The organism is Ruegeria sp. AD6, from assembly GCF_056542325.1.
On the sequence record NZ_JBQFZQ010000001.1, the window covers coordinates 1193553 to 1216803 of the forward strand.

General features: G+C 58.8%; 24 protein-coding genes. 11 read left to right on the forward strand and 13 right to left on the reverse strand.

Features of this window, described 5'->3' with window-relative positions; genetic code table 11:
* Positions 1-92: 92 nt before the first annotated feature.
* Positions 93-974, reverse strand: a complete 882-nt coding sequence (locus tag ACR0KJ_RS05820; RefSeq protein WP_170449885.1) for a DMT family transporter — start codon at positions 972-974, stop codon at positions 93-95.
* 418 nt (positions 975-1392) lie between these two features.
* Between ACR0KJ_RS05820 and ACR0KJ_RS05825 the strand changes: the two genes are divergently transcribed.
* Complete coding sequence (locus ACR0KJ_RS05825) at positions 1393-2655, forward strand: DEAD/DEAH box helicase (RefSeq protein ID WP_170449883.1); 1263 nt, start codon at positions 1393-1395, stop codon at positions 2653-2655.
* Between the two features lie 55 nt (positions 2656-2710).
* On the opposite strand, the gene mltG is transcribed toward ACR0KJ_RS05825, so the two are convergent.
* The 7 genes from mltG to fabD form a co-directional block, all read right to left on the reverse strand.
* Entirely contained in the window at positions 2711-3868 is a 1158-nt protein-coding gene (gene mltG, locus ACR0KJ_RS05830) for an endolytic transglycosylase MltG (protein WP_170449881.1), read from the reverse strand.
* Positions 3869-5134, reverse strand: coding sequence for a beta-ketoacyl-ACP synthase II (gene fabF, locus ACR0KJ_RS05835; RefSeq protein ID WP_170449879.1), 1266 nt, complete (start codon positions 5132-5134; stop codon positions 3869-3871).
* Positions 5135-5345: 211 nt separating this feature from the next.
* On the reverse strand, positions 5346-6089 hold the full coding sequence (locus ACR0KJ_RS05840) for a 1-(5-phosphoribosyl)-5-[(5-phosphoribosylamino)methylideneamino] imidazole-4-carboxamide isomerase (protein WP_170449877.1): 744 nt from the start codon (positions 6087-6089) through the stop codon (positions 5346-5348).
* 122 nt (positions 6090-6211) lie between these two features.
* Positions 6212-6751, reverse strand: a complete 540-nt coding sequence (locus tag ACR0KJ_RS05845; RefSeq protein WP_170519421.1) for a GNAT family N-acetyltransferase — start codon at positions 6749-6751, stop codon at positions 6212-6214.
* Positions 6752-6890: 139 nt separating this feature from the next.
* Positions 6891-7124, reverse strand: a complete 234-nt coding sequence (locus ACR0KJ_RS05850; protein WP_008756330.1) for an acyl carrier protein — start codon at positions 7122-7124, stop codon at positions 6891-6893.
* Between the two features lie 210 nt (positions 7125-7334).
* Entirely contained in the window at positions 7335-8072 is a 738-nt protein-coding gene (gene fabG / locus ACR0KJ_RS05855; RefSeq protein ID WP_170449874.1) for a 3-oxoacyl-[acyl-carrier-protein] reductase, read from the reverse strand.
* Positions 8073-8114: 42 nt separating this feature from the next.
* The gene (gene fabD, locus ACR0KJ_RS05860) at positions 8115-9053 is read right to left on the reverse strand and encodes an ACP S-malonyltransferase (RefSeq protein WP_170621994.1); all 939 of its coding nucleotides are present in this window, start codon (positions 9051-9053) and stop codon (positions 8115-8117) included.
* Positions 9054-9219: 166 nt separating this feature from the next.
* Here fabD and ACR0KJ_RS05865 point away from each other — a divergent pair, with 166 nt between their 5' ends.
* Complete coding sequence (locus ACR0KJ_RS05865) at positions 9220-10449, forward strand: cytochrome b/b6 domain-containing protein (RefSeq protein WP_480626160.1); 1230 nt, start codon at positions 9220-9222, stop codon at positions 10447-10449.
* 59 nt (positions 10450-10508) lie between these two features.
* Here the strand turns inward: ACR0KJ_RS05865 and ACR0KJ_RS05870 are convergent, their stop codons facing one another.
* Positions 10509-11081, reverse strand: a complete 573-nt coding sequence (locus ACR0KJ_RS05870) for a YceI family protein (RefSeq protein ID WP_170449867.1) — start codon at positions 11079-11081, stop codon at positions 10509-10511.
* A gap of 125 nt (positions 11082-11206) precedes the next feature.
* Positions 11207-11725 carry a hypothetical protein gene (locus ACR0KJ_RS05875; RefSeq protein WP_170449865.1) on the reverse strand — a complete coding sequence of 173 codons (519 nt, stop codon included), beginning with the start codon at positions 11723-11725 and terminating at the stop codon, positions 11207-11209.
* Positions 11726-12010: 285 nt separating this feature from the next.
* Here ACR0KJ_RS05875 and rpsF point away from each other — a divergent pair, with 285 nt between their 5' ends.
* From rpsF to ACR0KJ_RS05905, 6 genes are all read left to right on the forward strand, one after another.
* Entirely contained in the window at positions 12011-12364 is a 354-nt protein-coding gene (gene rpsF / locus ACR0KJ_RS05880) for a 30S ribosomal protein S6 (RefSeq protein ID WP_170449863.1), read from the forward strand.
* 28 nt (positions 12365-12392) lie between these two features.
* On the forward strand, positions 12393-12620 hold the full coding sequence (rpsR, locus tag ACR0KJ_RS05885; RefSeq protein ID WP_005608650.1) for a 30S ribosomal protein S18: 228 nt from the start codon (positions 12393-12395) through the stop codon (positions 12618-12620).
* Positions 12621-12632: 12 nt separating this feature from the next.
* Positions 12633-13253 (forward strand): 50S ribosomal protein L9, encoded by a 621-nt coding sequence (gene rplI, locus ACR0KJ_RS05890; RefSeq protein ID WP_480626161.1) that lies wholly within the window; start codon positions 12633-12635, stop codon positions 13251-13253.
* A gap of 150 nt (positions 13254-13403) precedes the next feature.
* Positions 13404-13889, forward strand: coding sequence for a lytic transglycosylase domain-containing protein (locus ACR0KJ_RS05895; protein WP_170449859.1), 486 nt, complete (start codon positions 13404-13406; stop codon positions 13887-13889).
* Between the two features lie 239 nt (positions 13890-14128).
* Positions 14129-14830, forward strand: a complete 702-nt coding sequence (locus ACR0KJ_RS05900) for a LuxR family transcriptional regulator (protein ID WP_170449857.1) — start codon at positions 14129-14131, stop codon at positions 14828-14830.
* 107 nt (positions 14831-14937) lie between these two features.
* Entirely contained in the window at positions 14938-15792 is an 855-nt protein-coding gene (locus ACR0KJ_RS05905; RefSeq protein ID WP_170449855.1) for an acyl-homoserine-lactone synthase, read from the forward strand.
* Between the two features lie 94 nt (positions 15793-15886).
* Here the strand turns inward: ACR0KJ_RS05905 and tig are convergent, their stop codons facing one another.
* From tig to ACR0KJ_RS05920, 3 genes are all read right to left on the reverse strand, one after another.
* Complete coding sequence (gene tig, locus ACR0KJ_RS05910) at positions 15887-17218, reverse strand: trigger factor (protein WP_170452999.1); 1332 nt, start codon at positions 17216-17218, stop codon at positions 15887-15889.
* Positions 17219-17403: 185 nt separating this feature from the next.
* Positions 17404-18528 carry a porin gene (locus ACR0KJ_RS05915; RefSeq protein WP_170449853.1) on the reverse strand — a complete coding sequence of 375 codons (1125 nt, stop codon included), beginning with the start codon at positions 18526-18528 and terminating at the stop codon, positions 17404-17406.
* Between the two features lie 308 nt (positions 18529-18836).
* Positions 18837-20492 carry an NAD(P)H-hydrate dehydratase gene (locus ACR0KJ_RS05920; protein WP_480626162.1) on the reverse strand — a complete coding sequence of 552 codons (1656 nt, stop codon included), beginning with the start codon at positions 20490-20492 and terminating at the stop codon, positions 18837-18839.
* A 169-nt stretch (positions 20493-20661) separates the two neighbouring features.
* Between ACR0KJ_RS05920 and ACR0KJ_RS05925 the strand changes: the two genes are divergently transcribed.
* From ACR0KJ_RS05925 to ACR0KJ_RS05935, 3 genes are all read left to right on the forward strand, one after another.
* Complete coding sequence (locus ACR0KJ_RS05925; RefSeq protein ID WP_050602105.1) at positions 20662-21000, forward strand: P-II family nitrogen regulator; 339 nt, start codon at positions 20662-20664, stop codon at positions 20998-21000.
* Between the two features lie 36 nt (positions 21001-21036).
* Positions 21037-22443 (forward strand): type I glutamate--ammonia ligase, encoded by a 1407-nt coding sequence (gene glnA, locus ACR0KJ_RS05930; RefSeq protein WP_170449848.1) that lies wholly within the window; start codon positions 21037-21039, stop codon positions 22441-22443.
* A gap of 101 nt (positions 22444-22544) precedes the next feature.
* Positions 22545-23189, forward strand: coding sequence for an MSMEG_1061 family FMN-dependent PPOX-type flavoprotein (locus ACR0KJ_RS05935; RefSeq protein WP_480626163.1), 645 nt, complete (start codon positions 22545-22547; stop codon positions 23187-23189).
* Positions 23190-23251 lie beyond the last annotated feature (62 nt).

The following is a 23251-nucleotide window of genomic DNA, read 5'->3' on the forward strand; positions in this document are numbered from 1 at the left end:
CGCGCGAAGTCAATGTTTTACGCAACACACGCGCAACACGCACCGTGCGACCTGTTTACACTTCGCCGTCAATCTCCTGACGGTTTCAGGCCTTACCCCCGCGCGATTTCCAACAATGCCGCGCTGACGATCAGCGTCGCGCCGATTAATTCGCGCAGCCCAAAAGGTTCACCCGAGAACACGGCGGCGGAAATCAGGCCAACGACAATCTCGCTCATCAAAAGCAAACCGACCCGCGCAGGCGTTAACAGCGTTGCGGGCCAAATTGTCAGAAAAATCATCGGCAGCGTGTATAGGACCGACAGCAGCGCAATCGGAAGCACCCGGACAATAACGTCGCTCTGCTCGCTCAACGCGCCCGCGCTGAAGGCCAGACTGGCCACTGACAGCAACAATGCCCCGGTGATGAACGCAAAGACCTGCCCCGGAACAGAAATACCTGACGCCCGGTACAGCCCAAGTGTTCCCACAGCCCAGGCCATCCCTGACAGAAGGGCCGCCCAATCCCCGGCATTGCTGGGCCAGGGGATGATCTGCTCGCCCCCGAGGACGATGACCATACCGCCAAGCCCACAGGCAAGCCCCAACAGCCGGATCAGGGTCAGCCGCTCGCCCAGAAAGACAAGGCCGACAATCGTTCCCCATACTGGTGTGAGGTAGAACAGCAGGATCGCGCGCACGACATCGGTATAGATCAGGCTGATCGTGAACAGGCCAAAAGCTGCGCCAGTGAAAACGCCACTGAACATCAAGTCCTGCCAGCGAAGCACCAGATCCCGCCAGTCGCGCCACAAAAAGGGTGCCAGACCGACAAGAGCAGCGGAATACATCACGATGCCGGGCCAAGCGCCGCTTAGTCCCTGATCAACGAAAAAGCGGACCGGGATCCAATACAGCCCCCACATCATGCCGCCAAACACAAGGGCGACACTTGCGACCTTCAGGTTAGAGCCGTGCAAGTTTCTTGACATCATCTGTGATACTCGGTGCCGATCAATTCCGGTTGCGGCACAACCCGCTCAAATTGCAGCGGCCTGGACCACAAAATCGATGCCGCAATCCGCCCAGGAACACCAGCAGATTCTATACCTCGAGGCGCTTAGGGTTTACCCAATGCAGGCTCAACACCTTGACAAACGCCGTCACAGCCTTCATGTGCCCCATCAAAGCGCTGACGCGTGAGCATTGCCGGGCTTCTTCCGCCCCACAGCGCCCCACAGACACTTCTTCAGTTCCCCTTCACGCAGGGTTCTTGATGCGATGGCCGGATGGCACAGGGTTCGCCTGTGAGTCCCGAGGCCGCGCAAAACCCCTGCCGGTTGCGCGGTTGCCGCGTGACCCGTTTCAAATGCGCCCCGGCCAGTTCGGTCAGGGGTGGAAAAAGGATAGACATTGTTCGACTTTGACATGCTGGGCCTTGCGCCAGCTTTGAATGACGCGCTGAAACGCGCGAATTTTTCGCAACCGACCCCAATCCAGAACCAGGCCATTCCGTTGGCCCTGAACGGGCATGACATTCTGGGGCTCGCCCAGACGGGTACCGGTAAAACCCTGGCCTTTGGCCTGCCGCTGATCGATCACCTGCTGGCCCAGCCGGGCAAGCCCGATCCCAAAACCGCCAAGGCCCTGATCCTTGCCCCCACCCGCGAGCTGGTGAACCAGATCGCCGACAGCCTGCGCACCCTGACCCAAAAGACAAAGCTGCGCGTGGCCACTGTTGTGGGCGGACAGTCCATTAACAAGCAGATCATGTTTCTGTCCCGTGGCACCGACATTCTGGTCGCCACCCCCGGACGTCTGATCGATTTGATGGAGCGCGGCGCGGTTGACCTTGGCGCCGTTCGCCATCTGGTGCTGGACGAGGCAGACCAGATGCTCGACCTCGGCTTCATCCACGCGCTGCGCAAGATCGCGCCCGCGCTGGGGACGCCGCGCCAGACCATGCTGTTCTCGGCCACCATGCCCAAGCAGATGGAAGAGCTTAGCCGCGCGTACCTGACCAACCCGCAACGGGTGCAGGTCTCGCCTCCGGGCAAGGCGGCGGACAAGATCACCCAGTCGGTGCATTTTGTCAGCAAACCCGGAAAGCCCGGCAAGCTGCGGGAAATCCTGTCGCAGGACACCGATGCCCTGACGCTTGTCTTCTCGCGCACGAAACACGGGGCCGAGAAGCTGATGAAAGGTCTGGTCGCCGATGGCTATAACGCCGCGTCGATCCACGGCAACAAAAGTCAGGGCCAGCGTGACCGCGCCATCAAGGCCTTCCGCGCCGGAGAAATCAATGTATTGGTCGCAACAGATGTGGCCGCACGTGGGATCGACATTCCGGGCGTCGCCTATGTGATCAACTACGATCTGCCTGAGGTGCCCGACAACTACGTCCACCGCATCGGCCGCACCGCACGGGCCGGGCGCGAGGGCGAAGCCATCGCGTTCTGCTCAGCGGAGGAGGTCGATCTGCTGCGCCAGATTCAGAAGCTGATGAAAATCGACATTCCCGTGGCCAGCGGAGAAATGCCCGAAGCCGTTCAGGCCGAACGCCCCGCGCGCGGTCAGAACAATCGCCGCCGTGGATTCCGACCCAAGCCCGCCAGTGGCGGCTCAAAGCCGTCGCAATCCAAGCGCAGGCGGCCCCGTCGCAAACCCGCAGCTTGACCCAACAAAAAACAGCGCCCGAACCGGCGCTGTTTTTTTCTTTCAAACTCAGAGCTTAGTTGCCCGAATTCCGTTCGGCCTCAATCTCGCGCCATTTGGCGACATTGCGGTTATGCTCCTGCAGGGTCTCGGCAAAAGCGTGACCACCGGTGCCATCCGCGACAAAGAAAATGTAATTCGTGCTGTCTGGGGTAACCGCCGCTTGCAGGCTGGCCTGGCCGGGGTTGGCAATCGGAGTCGGCGGCAGACCATCGATCTGATAGGTGTTCCACGGCGTCGGGCGGTTCAACTCGCTGCGCCGCAATCCCCGGCCCAACGTGCCCTGCCCCTTGGTGACGCCATAAATAACGGTCGGGTCTGTTTGCAGCCGCATACCCTGGTTCAGACGGTTCACAAACACGCTCGCCACCTGACCACGTTCTTCCGGGACACCGGTTTCTTTCTCGATGATCGACGCAAGGATCAGCATTTCCTCGGGGCTTTGCAGCGGCAGACCATCCTGACGGCTTTCCCAAGCTGCATTGATGCGCAACTGCTGAGTTTCCTGCATCGCCTGAAGGATTTCGTTCCGGTCCTGCCCGGCGACGACATCATAGCTGTCCGGCGCCAGCGATCCTTCGGCGGGAATTTCTGTCACCTCACCGCTCAGCGCTTCAAACCCCTTCAGCGCCTCAACCACCTGCCACGAGGTCACGCCCTCGGCCAGCGACACACGATAGCGGGTATCCGCTTCGTTGCGCTTCTCCGTATAGGCTTCGGGCGTTTCGTCTTCTGCGGCATCGAATGACGCGATCTCGTCGAAGTCCAGCGTCGCCGGGTTCAACTCGCGTACACGGGTCTGGGCACGGGTCACGCCGATCCGATACTCAATCTCGGACCCGCAGGTGCTGGCCCCGCTGCTGGTGATTTCGTCAATGATCTGCTCCATCGACGCGCCTTCGCGCACCAGAAAGCTGCCCGCCTTCAACTGCTGCGCCCGGTCGGTGTAATCCGCAGCCATCCGAAAGATCGTGGCGCTGGTGATCGCGCCCTGATCCTCTAGATCGCGGCTGACGCGGGTCATGTTCGACCCGCTTGCCACTTGCAGGCAAATCGCGGTGTCCAGCGGGCCTTCGGCCTTGTACTGGGATTGGCCCCAAAGGATCAGACCGCCCATCAGGAACAGGCCGACCACCAGAATGGTCAGCGCGTTCGATGCCAGGGCACGCAACATTTAACTGACCTTTCCGAAGATCACGCTGGCATTGGTTCCGCCAAACCCGAACGAGTTCGACAGGGCCACGTTAATCTCACGCTCGCGCTTGGTATTCGGGGCCAGATCGATCGGCGTTTCAACCGCCGGATTGTCCAGATTGATCGTCGGCGGTGCAACCTGATCGCGGATCGCCAGGATCGAGAAGATCGCCTCAATCGCACCCGCAGCCCCAAGCAGGTGACCGGTGGCCGACTTAGTCGAGGTCATCGTGGCGCTGCTGGCATGATCGCCCAGCAGACGCTCCACTGCGCCCAGCTCAATCGTATCCGCCATGGTCGAGGTACCGTGGGCGTTGATATAGTCCAGATCCTTCGGCTCCAGCCCGGCACTGCGCAGCGCGGCCTTCATCGAACGTTCGGCCCCGTCTCCATCCTCGGACGGTGCGGTGATGTGATAGGCGTCACCGGACATGCCATAGCCCAGAACCTCGGCATAAATCTTCGCACCGCGCGCCTTGGCGTGCTCATAGTCCTCCAGGACCACAATGCCTGCGCCTTCGCCCATGACAAAACCGTCACGATCAACGTCATAGGGACGGCTGGCTTTCTTCGGATCATCGGCATATTTGGTCGACAGCGCCTTGCACGCGTTGAATCCTGCAATCCCAATCTCGCAGATGCAGCCTTCGCCGCCACCGGCGATCATCACATCCGCGTCGCCCGACCGGATGATCCGGCTGGCATCGCCAATGGCGTGGGCACCGGTCGAACAGGCCGTCACCACCGAATGGTTGGGCCCCTTGAAACCGAACCGGATCGAAACCTGACCAGACGCCAGGTTGATCAGCGCGCCGGGAATAAAGAACGGCGATACGCGGCGTGGGCCTTTGTCGCGGATCAGGTTTGCAGTTTCCGCAATCGATCCCAGGCCACCAATGCCCGACCCGATCAGAACGCCGGTCCGCAGACGATCCTCTTCATCCTCGGGCGTCCAGCCCGCATCCTTGCACGCCATCTCGGCCGCCGCGATGGAATACAGGATAAAGTCCTCGATCTTGCGCTGCTCTTTCGGCGGCATCCAGTCGTCGGGGTTGAACGTCCCGTTGGTTCCGTCCCCGCGTGGCACTTCGCAGGCATAGGTCGTGGTGACCCCGCTTGCCTCGGCATCGAACAGTGTGATCGGGCCAGCGCCGGACTCTCCGTCCAGCAGACGTGACCAGGTTTCTTCGACCCCGCTGGCCAAAGGAGTGACCAATCCCAGACCGGTTACGACGACTCTGCGCATGAAGTGCCTCTTGCCTGCTTCCTGTTATGAGAACCGCTCATACCCCGCCCCGGGGTACGGGGGCAAGAGCAAGGGCGCATTCCTTACCGTCATCATATTGCCAATTCCGGTCACATCTTGCCGGGCAGCCGGGTTTCGCCACCCCGCTGGAACAAAAAAAACCGCCCTCTCCCGGATGTGGAAAAGGGCGGAACAGATTTCCCGGCCAGTCTTACTGGAACTGCGCTACCGGTTCATGGGCAGCCGTCGCAACCTCAAGCGCCTCTGACAGATCCAGCGTTTTGCGGAACAATGCGCGCGCGAACATCGCACCCGAAATGTTGGGAATATAGGCCAGCCGCGAAATATCATCAGCCGAACGCACCACGCCGTTTGCTACGATAGGCGTACGCGAATGCTGCGCCAGGCCGGAAATCAGCCCAAGCTGGGCTTCGACATCTTCCATGTCGCTGTCAATATCCGTCACCACGATGGCCGCAAAGGGCGTACCCTCGAACGCGTCGATGAATGCCTCGGGCGTAAAGGCGCTCTGGCTGCGCCAACCTTCGGTCATCACGTAGCCCTGCCAGACATCCACCGCCAACACGATCTGATCGGGGTACAGCTTGGCCAGCTCTTTCACCAGTTGCGGATCACGCGCCGCCAATGTCCCGATCACAATACGGCCCGCGCCTTTGTCGATCCAATGCTCGACATGCTCGCGGCTGCGCATGCCACCGCCCAGCTGTACCGGGATTTCAGCGCTGCGAATGATCTCTTCGACCAGCCCCGCGTTGGTGTCGCGCCCTTCGATCGCGTCGAAATCGGTCAGATGCATCCATTCAGCACCGACGGCAGCCCAGCTGCGCGCTGTTTCAACCGGGTCCACATGCCAGATCATTGCATCGTCCAGGCGACCCTTGTCCAGGGTGACGCACCGCCCGTTCTGCAATTCCATCGTGGGGTAAATCCGCATGAGCATTCTCCTCCGCTCAATCGTTCTGGAAATCCAGAATAGCATACATGCGATGGATCGGCTCAATTTACCGGGATCGGCAAAGTCTGGTCAATTTGCGGCATAAGTTGCCCTCGGCGGAGTTACGCCCGCGCCGGTGGTCCGTTGCGACGTAGCAAGTGGACCGGAGTGCCCTTGTACTCGGCCTCGCGCGTCAGCACATAGCCCAGCTTTTTCGCCAGTTTCTGCGAAGTCGCGTTGCTTGCATTCACCATGGCAACCAAAGGCCCCGGCATGATCCGGTCGAACCAGTCATGCGCGGCCTGCGCGGCCTCATACCCCAGCCCCTGCCCTTGGGCTTCGGTGGCGAGGACCCAACCGGCCTCGGGGAAAGCGTCGAACTCTTCACCCATCCCGCGATCGGCGTAGAAGAACCCGGCCTGACCTATCAATTTGCGATTCGATTGTTGCAAAACGCCCCACTGCCCGAACCCGGCCATCTGCCAATGGCCCGCATTGCGCAGGAACGAATCCCAGGCTTCACCGCGCGAACGGGGCTGGCCGCCGATATGCTGAACCACGCAAGGGTCGCGCCAGATTTCGGCAAAGCGCTCAAAATCCTCGGGCCGCATCGCACACAGCGTCAGCCGTGCCGTATTGATCATCGGTGTGGATCTTATCATCGCCTGCCCACTTGGAATAACGCCTCAGTGGAAACAGTGCTAAGCGAACAGGCGTCACGCAAGCCTGAAAGTTGGGCCGACAATAAAAAACGGCGCCCCCGTTGCCCGGAAGCGCCGCTTTTGATCAGAAATGAAACGCTTAGGACGCTTCGCTGATGAATTTGACCGCGTCGCCGAAGGTCTGGATGGTCTCGGCTGCGTCATCAGGAATTTCGATGCCGAACTCTTCTTCGAAGGCCATGACCAGCTCGACGGTGTCCAGGCTGTCTGCGCCCAGATCGTCGATGAAGGAGGCGTTTTCCGCAACCTTGTCTTCTTCAACACCCAGGTGCTCAACAACGATCTTTTTAACGCGATCTGCGACGTCGCTCATGTCTATTCCTCATTCCTATTCAGGGCGGTTTGCCCGGTTCTGCCCTTGCCCGCACGGGTTGGCTTTGATTTGCCCGTTCCGGGCGGTTTGGGTCCCGGCTCACCGGGAAAGTAGAAGGCCGACCTGAACGACCGGCCCCTGCATAGATGCGCCGCCTATAACATAGTCCGCGCACAAGGCAAACGCTTTCGCGCCTGTCCTGTTATGCGCTCACAACATGGCCATACCGCCATTCACATGCAAGGTGCTTCCGGTAACATAGCCCGCTTCGGGGCTGGCAAGATACAGAACGGCGGCCGCAATTTCCTCGGGGTCGCCCATACGACCCGCCGGAACCTTGAGCAACAGACCCTTTTTCTGTTCCTCGGTCAGCTTCTCGGTCATGGCCGTGGTAATGAAACCCGGAGCCACAGCGTTAACGGTGATGCCGCGCGTGGCAACTTCGTGGGCCAAGGCCTTGGAAAAGCCGATCATTCCGGCTTTCGACGCCGCATAGTTCGCCTGCCCCGGATTGCCGATCGCGGCCACCACGGACGAGACATTCACGATCCGGCCCCAACGCGCCTTCATCATGCCCCGGATCACGCCTTTGCACAGTTTCATGGTCGAGGTCATGTTCACGTCAATGACGCTCTGCCATTCTTCATCGGACATGCGCATGAACAGATTGTCACGCGTGATGCCGGCATTGTTGACCAGAATGTCGACTGATCCCATCGCCTCGGCTGCCTGTTTCGGTAGTGCCTCGACGGCCTCTGTGTCACTCAGGTTGCAGGGCAGCACATGCGCCCGCTCTCCCAGTTCATCGGCCAAAGCCTGCAGTGGCTCAACCCGCGTACCTGATAGGCCCACATTGGCACCAGCGCCATGCAAGGCGCGGGCGATATCGCCCCCGATCCCGCCCGAAGCGCCAGTAACCAGCGCATTCTTACCCGTCAAATCAAACATACTGTTTCCCTCGTGAGGCGCCCTGAACGGCGCGTTCTATGCTTACGACTCGGCCGCGACGGCCTTTAGGACATCTTCTGGCGTTCCAACCGCTTTGCCAGCGATGGCCCGGTCAATCTTGCGGATCATGCCGGACAGGGCTTTGCCCGCGCCAATCTCCCATGTCTCGGTCACGCCCTGCGCCGCCATGTACTGCACGCTTTCGCGCCACCGAACCGAGCCCGTCACCTGCTCGACCAGCAACTGCCGGATCAGGTCCGGGTCGCTCACGGCCTCGGCGCGCACATTGGCGACGACCGGAACCGTCGGGGCCTTGATTTCGACTGCGGCCAAGGCGTCTGCCATTACATCTGCAGCAGGCTGCATCAGCGCACAGTGAAATGGAGCACTTACCGGCAACAAAATCGCCCGCTTTGCGCCTTTTTCCTTGGCAATCTCGGCAGCGCGTTCCACGGCTGCCTTGGCGCCGGATACGACAACCTGCGTTGGATCGTTGTCATTTGCCGCCTGACACACCTCGCCCTGCGCGGCTTCTTCAGCGACGGCGCGCACCGCTTCAAGGTCCAGACCAAGAACAGCGGCCATTGCACCTTCACCCACCGGAACCGCGCTTTGCATCGCCTGACCGCGCTTGCGCAACAGGCGGGCGGTATCGGCCACCGACAAAGCACCCGCCGCCGCCAGTGCGGAATATTCACCCAGCGAATGCCCGGCCACATAGGCCGCATCAGTTACAGACACACCTTCGGCCTCCAGCGCACGCATCGCCGCCATAGAAGTGGCCATCAGCGCGGGCTGCGCGTTCTGAGTCAGCGTCAGTTCTTCGATCTCGCCGTCCCAGATCAGGCTGCTTAGCTTTTCGCTCAGCGCCTCGTCGACCTCATCAAAAACGGCTTGGGCCGCCGGGTAGGCCTCGGCCAGTGCTTTACCCATTCCGATGGTCTGGGCGCCCTGCCCCGGAAAAACGAACGCGCGTGTCATTGCAACCTCATGGATGACGTTAGGTTGCGGCGGGGTGTAAACTGACATGGGACGCGGCACAAGTAGGGTGCATTGCGGCACCTTGAATGTGCGCAGTCTCGTACTTGTGTCATTGCGCGTGCGCTTTAGGTTGGGGGCAGCCTACCCATACCGGAGCGTTTGTTCGATGCCCTCAAGCAATACCTTTTCCAGCTATGGCAGCGTCGCCAAGGCTTTTCACTGGCTGACGGCTTTGCTGATCTTCACGGCCCTGCCACTGGGCTGGTACGCCAACCAGTTGGCCCACGCGATCTATGACCCTAACATCCCGACATCCGAAGAGGATATTGCCAACGCGGCCCGCCTGTTCTCGCTGCACAAGACCGTTGGCGTGACGGTGTTCTTTGTCGCGCTGGCCCGCATTCTGTGGACATTGTCTCAAACCAAACCGGGATTGCTGAACGCTGAAAACAAGCCCGAGGCTTTTGCCGCCGAAACCGTGCATTGGATGCTTTATGCCTCGCTGGTTCTGGTGCCGCTGACCGGCTGGCTTCACCACGCCGCCGCCGAAGGGTTTGCGCCGATCCTGTGGCCTTTCGGCCAAAACCTGCCGTTTGTTCCGAAATCGCCATACGTGGCCGAGGTGACCGCTGGGCTGCACTGGCTGTTCATCTGGGTTTTAGGCGGGTCACTGGTTCTGCACATCATGGGCGCCCTGAAACACCACGTTGTAGATAAGGACAGCACCCTGCGCCGCATGCTGCCCGGTCAGGCGGACGCACCCGAACCGCCAGCACAACACCACTCGGCCCTGCCTGCATTCGCTGCCTTGATCGTCTGGTTGGGGGTTCTGGGCTTTGGCTGGACCAACGGCACATTTGATGACCACTCCAAAGCGGCAACCGACACGGCCGAGCTTGAAGACGTGCAATCGGAATGGGAGGTCGAGGATGGCACCTTGTCGATCACCATCTCTCAGCTGGGCAGCCCCGTGACCGGGACCTTTGGCGACTGGACAGCCGCGATTGCCTTCGAAGACCCCGCCGAACCGGGATTGGCCGGGGCGGTTGATGTGACAATTGCCATCGGATCGCTCAGCCTGGGTACAGTGACCGATCAGGCGATGGGCGCGGATTTCTTTGACAGCGCGCAATTCCCGACCGCCGCTTTCAAGGCCGATCTGTTCAAGACCGAAACAGGCTATGAGGCCCGCGGGCCTCTGACGATCCGCGACAAATCCCTGGACGTTGTTCTGCCTTTCGCCCTGGAGTTGCAGGATGATCAGGCAACCATGTCAGGCGAGTTGCAGTTGAACCGGATGGATTTCGACGTTGGCACATCTCAACCGACAGAGGACTCGCTGGGCTTTAACGTCATAGTCTCGGTCGAGTTGACTACCGAGCGGGACGAAGAGTGACAAAAAAACCGCCGGGTCGTCTGACCCGGCGGTTTCCTGTCGTAACGATCAAGCTTCGCTTATTCGGCTTTCTGCGCTTCGACCGAAATCTGAACCTGTACCTCGTCGCTGACGAACGGGGCGAACTGGCCCAGATCAAACTCGCTGCGGGTCAGGGTTGTGGTCGCATTGAAACCGGCCCAGGGCTTGTTGGCCATCGGGTGCTGGTCGACCTTGTTCAGTTTGGCATCCAGAACGACCGACTTGGTCACACCGTTCATGGTCAGGTCGCCGGTAATATTGGCCGTGTCGTCTCCGGTAACTTCGATCCCGGTCGAGGTGAAGGTGATCAGATCGCCTTCGGACGCACCAAAGAAGTCTTCGGTCATAAAGTGATCTTCACGCGCTTCCCAGCCGGTGAACATCGACATCACCGGCATCGAGACCGACACGCTGGATGCGGCAGGGTCTTCCTGATCGAACATGATCTCGCCTTCAAAGCCCGAGAACATGCCAGTGGTGGTCGAGAATCCCAGGTGGTCATAGCTGAAAATGACCTGACTGTGGCTTGGATCCAGAACGTATTTCTCGGCGCTGGCGAAGGCAGTGGTCGCCGTCATGGCCAGGGCAGCAGCAAGCAGGGTGGATTTCATAACAGTCTCCGCTTTTTTGTGAATGCAAACCGTTTGGGTTGCTCATAACAAAAATGTGCCGCCCAAGGGCGGCACACAAGTATTTTTGATTCACAAACTCTGTTCCTTTTTGAACAGAATAAAACTCAGGCGAAAATTGTTACGCTTTGGCTCAGTTGACCCTTCAGCGCTCGGCTGACATCCGCCGATTGCAACGGCAGTTTCATCAGCAGGCTGCCGTCAACGTCATACAATTGGACTTCATCATCCTCGAAACGGGCACCGCCAAGGCTTTCGTAGCTGCGACGCAGAACCGTCTGGGGACGGCCGTTCTCATTCTTTTGCAAAATGCGGACTTCACGGCGGATCGGGTCGAAATAGGCATCCGGGCGTGAATCCATCACTTCGATGGTCAACAGGCTGACACCGACGATCAGGAACAGCATCGACGCGACCATCTTGATCGGCCAGACCTCGGCCCCGATCACCGACCCCGGCATCAGCCACATCGAAAAGGCCGACACGATCAGGAAGGCTCCGACGATGCGGGCCAGAACGATCCGGGCTTTCCAGTTCACTTTGAATGCAATCTTGACCGGCACGGAATGTTCAAAGCCCGCGCCCTGCGCCTGCTTGCCAAGTGTGTTCGTGTTCGTCGCGGTCATAACATCATCACCCTGTATAAGGTTACCGTCTTAGATTTGGCTGTCCGGATGTGTTCCGGCTTGCTTAACAACTTTGAGCCGAAAAGCGTCAGGAATTGGGCGCAGCAAAGGAAATTGGACGACTTCACCATGGCAGTCCCGGCAGGCCTTGCCCCGGACGGGGAAACGTGTATACGGGGCCATCCTTCGCACGACACATGAATCGCGCAGCCTCTCGTGGCAGGGTCGCGAAGGACCACAATGGCCCCGCCTATGAAATGCGCCTTGATATAAACAGGAGTGAACATGCCACTGTATGAGCATGTAATGATCGCGCGTCAGGACCTGTCCAACGCGCAGGCCGAAGGCCTGATCGAACACTTTGGCACCGTGCTGGCCGACAACGGCGGCAACCTCGTGGATAGCGAGTACTGGGGTGTCAAGACGATGGCCTACAAGATCAACAAGAACCGCAAAGGCCACTATGCCTTCCTGAAGACCGATGCCCCCTCGGGTGCGGTTCAGGAAATGGAACGCCTGATGCGCCTGCATGACGACGTCATGCGCGTTCTGACCATCAAGGTCGACGGTCACGAAGACGGCCCGTCGGTTCAGATGCAGAAGCGTGACGAACGTGGCGACCGCCGCGAGCGTCGTTGATCAACGCCTGAGAAAAGGACACTAAACCATGGCCGCAAAACCATTTTTCCGCCGCCGCAAGGTCTGCCCGTTCTCGGGTGAGAACGCGCCGAAGATCGACTATAAAGACACTCGTCTGCTGCAGCGCTACATCTCTGAGCGTGGCAAGATCGTTCCTTCGCGCATCACCGCCGTTTCGGCGAAAAAGCAGCGTGAACTGGCCCGTGCTATCAAGCGCGCCCGCTTTCTCGCCCTGCTGCCCTACGCCGTGAAGTAAGGAGAGACTGACATGCAAGTTATCCTTCTGGAACGCGTTGCGAAACTGGGTCAGATGGGCGACGTCGTTGACGTCAAGCCCGGCTACGCCCGCAACTTCCTGCTGCCCCAGGGCAAAGCCCTGAGCGCATCGGACGCCAACATCGCGTCGTTCGAAGCCCAGAAAGCGCAGCTGGAAGCACGCAACCTGGAAACCAAGAAAGAAGCTGAAGCCCTGGCTGAAAAGCTGGACGGTCAGCAGTTCATCGTGATTCGCTCGGCATCGGATGCTGGCGCTCTGTACGGCTCGGTCACCCCGCGTGACGCCGCAGGTGCCGCAACCGAAGCAGGTTTCACCGTCGACAAGAAACAGGTCATCCTGATCGCTCCGATCAAGGAACTGGGCCTGCACTCGGTCGCCGTTCGCCTGCACCCCGAGGTTGAAGTCGAGATCAAGATGAACGTTGCCCGCTCAGAAGAAGAAGCCGAACTGCAGGCATCGGGCAAATCGATTCAGGAACTGGCCGCTGAAGAAGAAGCTGCCGCTGAATTCGAAATCGCCGAACTGTTCGACGACATCGGCTCGGCCGCTTCGGACGACGACGATCTGGTGGCCGAAGACGCCCCTGCCCAAGAAGACGAAGCAAAAGCCTGATCTGGCCAAGCTGACCTTACAGAAAGGGCCGCGCCATTCGCGCGGCCCTTTTTCTTGCCCGAGCCAGCAAAATTCAGCCCAATTTCACAGCTAATCTTGCGGCGTCGACCGCGATCCATATCATCGCGCACCGGAACCTGGAGAATTTAGATGGCAGTTTTCCCCCGCCGCAGCATCATCGCCTTCCTCGCAATGGCCACCCTTGCCGCCTGTAGCGGCGCCGAAGTATCCCGAGGTGACGCGGAACCGTTCGATCCGCCGCTCTACCCCAACGAGACCCCGGAATTGCGCGCGTCGATCAACAAATGGGCAGATCACTACGAGTTGCCGCGTGAGTTGGTGCACAAGCTGGCGATCCGCGAAAGCACGCACAGACCGTGGGCTGTGAACCGCCCTTACTACGGCCTGCTCCAGATCCTGCCTGCCACGGCGCGCTCAATGGGATATAAGGGCAACGCGCAAGGTCTGCTGGACGCTGACACCAATCTTGAGTTTGCGGGAAAATACCTGCGCGGTGCATGGTTGCTTTCCGATGGCGATCAGCAACGCGCCATCTTTTTATATGCAAAAGGGTACTATCCCGAAGCCAAGGCACGCGGTATGCTGGTTGAGACAGGATTACGACCCGCGCCGTGATATGGGGCGGTCAATCGGAATGATCTTCTGTTAGCAGTTGCGTTCCGATAGTGACAAAAATGTTCTAATACGTCACCAGCAGCGTCGAAAAGCGCAGACATTTCGCACGTCGCCTTGTCATGTTTTCAAAAGTATGTTGTGCTGGCTGCCGTGAGGTAAGTTGGGTTCCACTCTAAGTTTACTGCCGGTCTGACGACACCATCAGACTTGTGGTATGGGCCGCAGTTGGTAGGCGCCGCATGGAAATTTTCGATCTGAGCACTCTGCCGGATGCAGAAACTCGGTATACCGAGTTTCTTAAGCAGATTTGCGACAAGCATGAAATGGACCATGCCGCCTATGCTGGCATGAATCCTGCGGCTGGTACCGTAGCCGGTTTTGTGACCTACGACGACGCCTGGAACGAACACTATCAGAACCAGGGTCTGATCATGATCGACCCCACAATCCACATGGCCCGACGCAGCATCGCCCCCGTGGATTGGAGCCGTCTTGAACGCAGCCCGGAATTTCAGCGCGTTTTCAGGGACGCCCATGATTTTGGCATTCCGAATCAAGGCGTTACCATTCCTGTCCGTGGACCTTACGGCGATATTGGATTGCTCAGCGCGACCCGCAATTGCAGCAAGGAAGAATGGCGTAAACTGTACACCCATGTCATCAGCGACCTGCAATCGATGGCCGTTCACATTCACGACCATGTCGTGACCTCAGATGAACTGACCGGTGCGCTGTACCATCCCACCCTGTCCACGCGCGAAGCCGAGATCCTGCAGTGGGTCGCGGCAGGCAAGTCGCAGCAGGATATCGGCGACATTCTGTCCATCTCACACCGCACCGTCGAGGTGCATCTGCGTTCAAGCCGCGAAAAGCTGAGCGCATTGACCACGCCGCAAGCCGTCGGCCGGGCCATCGCAATTGGGCTTATTACCCCAGGTTAAACACAAAATTCCCCAAATTCCGTCAAAATACGGGAAACCCCCAATAGAAAAACCCCCTCAAAACGGTAACTTCTAGTTTACCGAACAACCACTCGAAGGGGGAAAAAATGATCATCGTGGTAGATGGGCTGAACAGACACCTGTTCGGCGAAGTTCTCGACGAAATGTTTGAACTGCGCGCACGCGTATTCGGCGGACGTCTTGGATGGGACGTTAATATCGAAGACGGGAAAGAGATCGATGAATTCGATCACCTGGATCCTGCATACGTAATCGGACTCGACGACGGGGGGAATGTCGTCGCAGCCGTGCGTGCCCTGCAGACCACCGGACCTCACATGCTTTCCGATGTTTTCTCGGCCATTCTGGATGGCGAAGCACCGCTGCGCAGCGCGACGATGTGGGAATCCACGCGCTTTTGCGTCGACACGCAGCGTCTCAAACGCGGCAAGGACAAAAACTCGGTGTCTTATGCCACCTGTGAACTGATGATTGGCTCGCTGGAATATGCCAAGAACGCAGGTATCCAGGACATCATCACCGTAATCGATCCGGTTATGGATCGCGTTCTGCAGCGGTCGAACTGTGCGCCTTATGACTATGTCGGCAAAACTGTTCCAATGGGCAAAGTGTCTGCACTGGCCGCGCTGTTGGATTGCACCGATGAACGCATTCAGGGCGTCCGCGACTTCGCTGGCATCGAAGGCGATGTCTTCCTGGACGAGGAAGAGGCGCTGGCCCTGTTCAACTCGAAGAAAGCTGTTGAGCCCAATCCGGCCAACCGCGATCACAAACCGCTCACTGACCTCGAAAAATACTTTGTCGAACAGATGAGCGCAGCGCGCACCGAAGCGGAACGGCAAGATGTTCTGAAGCTGATCGAAGCGCTGACCGACACCTTCACGCCAGAGCAGAAGACCGCTCTGCTACAGACCCCCCGTGCTTTTGCTCATGAGGCCTGACCCCCTCACCTCATAGTACAAAGCCACCCATGCGGAGTCGCCAATTTCAGGCGGCTCCGCTTTACTTTTGGCCCCCGAAAAGGGGGGAAGAGGATTATTCCTCTTCCAGTGCCTCAACGGCTTTTTGCAGGTCGTCCTTGCTGACTTCTTTGTCTGCAACGGTGGCCAGTTCGAAAACGTAGTCGACAACCTTGTCTTCAAAGATCGGCGCGCGCAGTTGCTGCTGCATCTGGGCGTTTTGCTGCACGAACTCAAAGAACTGGCGTTCCTGACCCGGGTACTGACGCGCCTGGTTCATGATCGCCTGAGTCATCTCGGCATCGGTCACTTCAACTTCAGCCTTCTGGCCCAGCTCGGCCAGCAGCAGGCCCAGACGCACGCGGCGCTCGGCCAGTTTGTTGTGCTCGTCGGTGGGTTCGATCTCATCGTGATCGTGGCCTTCGACCTCGGGGTTTTCCTCGTGCCACAGCTGGTGGGCGATCTGCTTGGCCTCAGCCTCTACCAGCGACGGCGGCAGGTCAAAGGACACCTTCTCGTCCAGCGCGTCCAGCAGGGCGCGCTTCATCACAGCGCGTGACGCACCAGCGTATTCGGCCTCCAGACGCTCGGAAATCTGACCTTTCAGAGCCTCCAGATCCTCGGCACCGAATTTCTTGGCCAGCTCATCATTGACCTCGGCGGCGACCGGCTCTTTCACCTCTTTGACGGTGCAGGTGAAGACGGCGTCTTTACCGGCCAGATGCTCGGCACCGTATTCTTCGGGGAAGGTGACGTTGACGTCTTTTTCTTCCTCGGCTTTCACACCAACCAGCTGCTCTTCAAAGCCGGGGATGAAGCTGTTCGAGCCCAGCACCAGCGGGTAGTCTTCCGCCGAGCCGCCTTCGAACTCTTCGCCGTCAACCTTGCCGACGAAATCGAACACGATTTGGTCGCCGTCTTTGGCTTTCGAACCCTTGCGGCGCGCTTTGAAATCCTGTGCAGTTTCGGCCAGGTTGTTCAGCGCCTCTTCCACGGCTGCGTCATCGGCTTTGACAACCAGCTTCTCCAGTTCGACCGATTTCAGGTCAACCTCGGGGATTTCCGGCAGCGCTTCGTAGGACATTGCGACCTCGACGTCGTCTCCTTCTTTCCAGTCCTCATTGGTCATCTTGACCTCGGGCTGCAGCGCAGGGCGGTCGCCGCTGTCTTCAAAGTGCTTGTTCATCGCACCGTCGATGGTTTCCTGCATCGCTTCGCCCAGCAGGCGCTGGCCAAATTGCTTCTTCAGCAGCGCCATCGGCACCTTGCCTTTGCGGAAGCCCTTCATCTCAACTTCGGGCTGCGCCTCGGTCAGCTTCTCGTTGACCTTGTCGTCCAGCTCGGCTGCTGTGACGGTGATGTTGTAGCCGCGTTTCAGACCTTCGTTCAGCGTCTCGGTAACCTGCATTATGGTAGTCCCCATAGGATTCGGGGCGCGCAAAACGGCGCGCCGGGCAAATTTGACGCCTTCTATTTGCCCAGCCGCCCGCGTGCAAGGGGGCAAAGGCCGGATCACCCCGGATTTACCGCTTCTCAGTATAAAAAACGCCCCGGATTGGACCGGGGCGTTTGTTCAGGAAATCGTCCGGGTGATCAGAACCGCCAGCGCGCGCCCAGAACCCAGGCCTCGTTGTTGTCGAACGAGGTGCCGTCGTCAAAGTCGTGGTTGCGGTATTTCAGATAGGCATCGGTGTTGATTGCGTCGATCTTCTGCACCACCGCGATGCCCCACGCCTTGGTGCTGGACCCGTCCGAGTCAAAATCCGAACCGTCAAAATAGTCGATCCCGACGCCGGTTTTGCCCCATGGTACCCAGTTCCCTTCATAGGCGATTTTGCCGTACCAGTAATTGGGATCGGACGCGCCATCCGCGTCGTCGTCGCGCGTACCTGCTGCAACGGTAAAGCTGAACCCGCTGGGCAACAGAACCGAGGCCGAGCCGATCGTGTCTTTGCGCTCACCCGAGTTGTCGTCGCGGTCGCGCACGGCATAGGCCAGACCGGCCGCAAATTCGACCCCGCCCGCAAAGGTGTTTTCGTAGGACAGGCCAATGTCGTAGTAATCGTCGTCATCGCTGCTGGACAGGATGTTCTGACCATAGGCGATCCCGGCAGAAAACCCGTTGACGGTCGGCGTGTCATAACGAATGCGCCCCCGGCGCGAACCGTCCAGGTTGCTGCTGGAGTCGCCAACGGTGATATCGCTCAGCATACCGTCAGTTCCGCGGTAGAAGAAGCCCGCGTTCTCGTCGTTGGTGAACGAATAAAGCGCTGTGCCGACATAGGACAAATCCACTTCGGCTGCACCATCGGACACCATGCTGCCCTGCCCGGCCGAGAATTTACCCCAATCGCCCTTCAAGGCGAAATCGACATGGCGCAGATCTTCGCGCGTCCAGCCATCGCCATTGGTGCCGAACTGATCCGCCGAGGCTGATCCGGGCAGACCCAGGCCGGTTTCAAAGCGGAAGGTAAACTCGTTGCTGCCAAAAGGCTGCAGCAAACGCAGGCCAACGCGGCTGTTCGACAGATCGTTGTCCAAAAGCCGGGTCTCGGTCTCTTCGCCATCGTCGACCGAAATAATGGCCGGGTTCAGCTGGCCATAAAGCTCGACATAGCCGCCACTGTTGTTTTCATATTTCAATTCAGCCGCAGCCGGAATTGCCGTTGATGCGGCAAGGACTGCAACAACCGATGTGGATTTAAAGTTCAGGGTCATTTCACTCACCATGAAAAATTCAGGTTTCAGGTACTGCTCAGATGTTTACGGAACGTGAGCGTTCCAGTGCGCCGCAATCGGTCCCGCGCGAGCATTGCTTTTTCGCAACAGCAGAAACTCGCAAAATTTGATATTTTTTAATGTTTATAAAGGCTTGAATATTCACACACTAGATCTCGCCAAGCACCACAAGTGAATTGTGACGCCGAGCCATGCGTCTGGCAAACACTCGCTATGCATCCGCGCAGGTCTTGACGGCGGATTTCCGCCGAGTCGCACCCCGCTGAGCCATTCCCCGCCCAATATACTTATATATTTAATTGCCTAAATACGTATGGAAGCTGCTCGGGCAGATCTTCTGCAATCAGCCCTGGGCCGAAATGGCGCGCGCATTCGACGTGCAGCCAGGCCGCGCTCTCGGCGGCCTGCATGGCTGAAACCCCTCGTGCCATCAGCCCTGTGATGAACCCGGCCAGCACATCCCCCGACCCGGCTGTCGCCAACCACGGGGCGGAACGGTCGTAATGCGCCGCGTTGATCGAACAGCGGCCACTTGGATCGGCAATCACCGTATCCGGCCCTTTGAACAGAACGACACACCCGGCCCGTTTCGCGGCTTCACGAGTGGCATCCACTTTGGAATAAGCCGGGCCTTTGGAGGGCACCGCATTCAGTTTCTCAGCAATATCCGGGAACAGCCGCGCAAACTCACCGCCATGTGGGGTTAGCACGCAGTTGGCGTGCAGCAATCCGAATAGCGCGTCCGGGTCGTTCGCAAAGGCCGTCAGCGCATCGGCATCCAGAGCCGTCGCTCGCCGCGCTGCCAACGCGGCCGGCACCAATTGTTGCACGCGCTCCAAGCCCAGTCCGGGACCAAGACACACGGCATTCAGCCGCTCATCCTGCAACACCTCGGGCAATCCATCTGCGCCCTCAACGCGCTGCAACATGATGGCCGTCACCTGCGCCGCAACCTCCATCTGGCTCGACGGAGGCACCCCAATCGTCACCAACCCGGCACCGATCCGCAAAGCACCCCGAGCCGCCAACCGCGCCGCGCCCGTTTTGCCAGCACCACCCGATAGGATAAGGGCGTGACCGTGCGTGTATTTGTGCTCGAAAGGCTCTTTGCAAAGGTACGGTGACAAAGTGCTTTGCTCCACCTCTAAACTCAGCACCCTGCCGAGCCTTCTTTCATCATGGAACGCAATCAAAGCCGCGCGCGAAATTGAATTCGGTTCTCCTGGTAATGACAACCCAATGTCAGTCATCACTGTCTTGCCGCAGTATTCGGGGCCAATATCAAGCATATGACCGGGCTTTTTGCCGTGGAAGGTAACCGTAAGGTTTGCACCAATCAGAATCTCCCTGTCGCCCAGTACCTTGCCGCTGTCTGCACAAAGACCCGAGGGCACATCGACCGCGACAATCCTGCCGCCGCGCGTCTCCCTGAACGCCCTAACAGACTGAAAGGCATGGGCCAACTGCCCCTCAATAGGACGCGCAAGCCCGGTTCCAAAAACCGCGTCAACGATCAAGTCCACTGCCGCCATGTCGTCAAAAACATCGCGAACAGAAAGGTCTTGAACAGCACCGTTTTGCATCCACCGCTCATAGTTCACGCGCGCATCCGGAGGCAGCTTCTCTGGGTCGCCATACAGAAAAACCTCAACCTCCCAACCCAACTCCCGCATCACCCGCGCCACAACAAACCCGTCGCCCCCGTTGTTCCCCGGCCCGCACAGAACCACAGCACGCAAGGGATCCCCTTCATCTGGCCCCAAATATCCCGGGGAGTTCGAGGGGCTGGCCCCTCGATCCCTCAACTCTGGCCACTCCTCGAAAATCGCGTCGACAACGCCCTGCCCCGCGCGCTCCATCAGGTCCAGACCCGTCACCTGACCGGACCCAATAGCCGCCTGCTCGATCGCCCGCATCTGCGCCGCTGTCAGCAATTCTGCCATCCGAAACCCCTTCGCGATTCAATTCTGATTACTTTTTGTGCAAAGTGACTAAAATTTCACCCCACGCCAAATTTCGCCCCGCCCTAAGGCCTACATTTTCGCAATCACATTGCTGAGCGATCTTAGACGTGATCACTGCGGGTCTGACAACCATGCGAGGTGAGCCGGGATGAAAAAGATCGAAGCGATCATCAAGCCGTTCAAACTGGACGAAGTGAAAGAGGCATTGCAGGACGTTGGCGTCCAGGGCCTCAGCGTGATCGAAGTCAAAGGCTTTGGCCGCCAAAAGGGTCACACGGAACTCTACCGGGGTGCCGAATACGTGGTCGATTTTCTGCCCAAGGTGAAGGTCGAAGTGGTTCTGGACGACGATCAGGTCGATGCCGCCATCGAGGCTATCGTCTCGGCCGCCAAGACCGACAAGATCGGCGACGGCAAGATCTTTGTCTCACCCGTTGAACAAGCCATCCGCATCCGCACCGGCGAGACCGGCTCGGACGCGCTGTAACCCATTACCGAATTCTCAAACCAGAGGAACAATAGAATGAGCAAGGACGCAGTTCTTCAGCTGATCAAAGACGAAGGCGCCGATTACGTCGACGTCCGTTTCACCGACCCGCGCGGCAAGCTTCAGCACGTGACCCTGATGGCTGATCAGGTTGACGAAGACTTCCTGGAAGAAGGCTTCATGTTCGACGGTTCGTCGATTGCGGGCTGGAAGTCGATCGAAGCATCGGACATGAAACTGATGGTCGACACCGACAGCGCCTATGTCGATCCGTTCTATGCAGAAAAAACCATCTGCGTGCACTGCTCGGTCGTCGAGCCCGACACCGGCGAAGCCTATGAGCGTGACCCGCGCGGCACCGCCCAAAAAGCCGAGGCTTACCTGAAAGCGTCCGGCATCGGCGACGCGGCCTTCTTCGGCCCCGAAGCTGAATTCTTCCTGTTTGACGATGTCCGTTTCTCGAACACGATCAACAAGGTATCCTACGAGGTTGATGCGACCGACGCGTCGTGGAACACCGACACCGAATACGAGATGGGCAACATGGGCCATCGTCCAGGCGTCAAGGGTGGCTACTTCCCGGTTAACCCGATCGACGAATCTCAGGACCTGCGTTCGGAAATGCTCAGCACCATGAAGCGTCTGGGCATGAAGGTCGACAAGCACCACCACGAGGTTGCCTCGTGCCAGCACGAGCTGGGCCTGATTTTCGACAGCCTGACCAAACAGGCGGACGAGCTGCAGAAGTACAAATACGTCATCCACAACGTCGCGCACGCCTATGGCAAATCGGCGACCTTCATGCCGAAGCCCATCGCAGGCGACAACGGCACTGGCATGCACGTGAACATGTCGATCTGGAAAGACGGCAAGCCACTGTTTGCAGGCGACAAATACGCCGACCTGTCGGACGAGGCCCTGTGGTTCATCGGTGGTGTTCTGAAACACGCCAAGACCCTGAACGCCTTCACCAACCCGTCGACCAACAGCTACAAGCGCCTGATCCCGGGCTTTGAAGCCCCGGTTCTGCGCGCTTACTCGGCCCGTAACCGTTCGGGTTGTGTCCGTATTCCGTGGACCGAAAGCCCGAAAGCCAAGCGCGTCGAGGCCCGTTTCCCCGATCCGGCCGCAAACCCCTATCTGGCGTTTGCTGCGCTGCTGATGGCTGGTCTGGACGGCATCAAGAACAAGATCGATCCGGGCGAAGCCATGGACAAGAACCTGTACGACCTGCCCGCCGAAGAACTGGCCGACATTCCGACCGTCTGCGGCAGCTTGCGTGAGGCTCTGGAAGCTCTGGCTGCCGATCACGACTTCCTGCTGCAGGGCGACGTGTTCACCAAAGACCAGATCGACGGCTACATCGCCCTGAAGATGGAAGAGGTCGAAACCTACGAGCATACCCCGCACCCGGTTGAGTACGGCATGTACTACAGCTGCTGATCCGGCACAGGGTTACATCTGCAAGGGCGTCCAAACGGGCGCCCTTGTTTCGTTTGGCATGATCTTTCACACTCGGATGCAAACCGGTCAGGAGAGAGCGCATGTCATCCGATACCCCGTTTGCACAATTCTCGGACATTGTAACCTCGGTCGAAGATCTGGAACGCATCACCGGCGCGCCTCTGCCCCAGATCATCGCCAAGGAATTGTCCGCACTGGACCAGATGTGCCGCGACTTCATCGACAAATCCACCTTCTGCCTGATCGCTTCGGCCAACCCGGATGGGTATCTGGACATCTCACCGCGAGGCGACCCTGAGGGGTTTGTTCAGGTGATCTCGGACACCCTGATCGCCATCCCGGATCGCCCCGGCAACAAGCGGGTGGACACGTTTCACAACGTTCTGAAAGACCCGCGCGTCAGTGTGATCTTCTTTGTTCCCGGCAAAATGGAAACTCTGCGCATTCGCGGCACGGCGCGAATATGCGCTGACCCCGACCTGCTAAGCGGTATGGCCGTGAACGGGCGGGTGCCGAAACTTGTCCTGCTGATCCATGTCGAAACTGCCTTTGCCCACTGCCCCAAATGCGTCATCCGTGGGAACCTGTGGCAACCCGATCACTGGCCCGATGCCTCGCAACTGCCGAACATGAACGCGATGATGGTCAAACACGCGAAAATCGACAAAACCCCCGAGGAATGGTTCGAAAGCCTGAAAGCCACGGACGAACTGGACCTGTATTAACCGACTTGCCATTTCGCCCTTGGCATTTACGCTTTCACAACCACAGCCAATCGGAGTGCCCC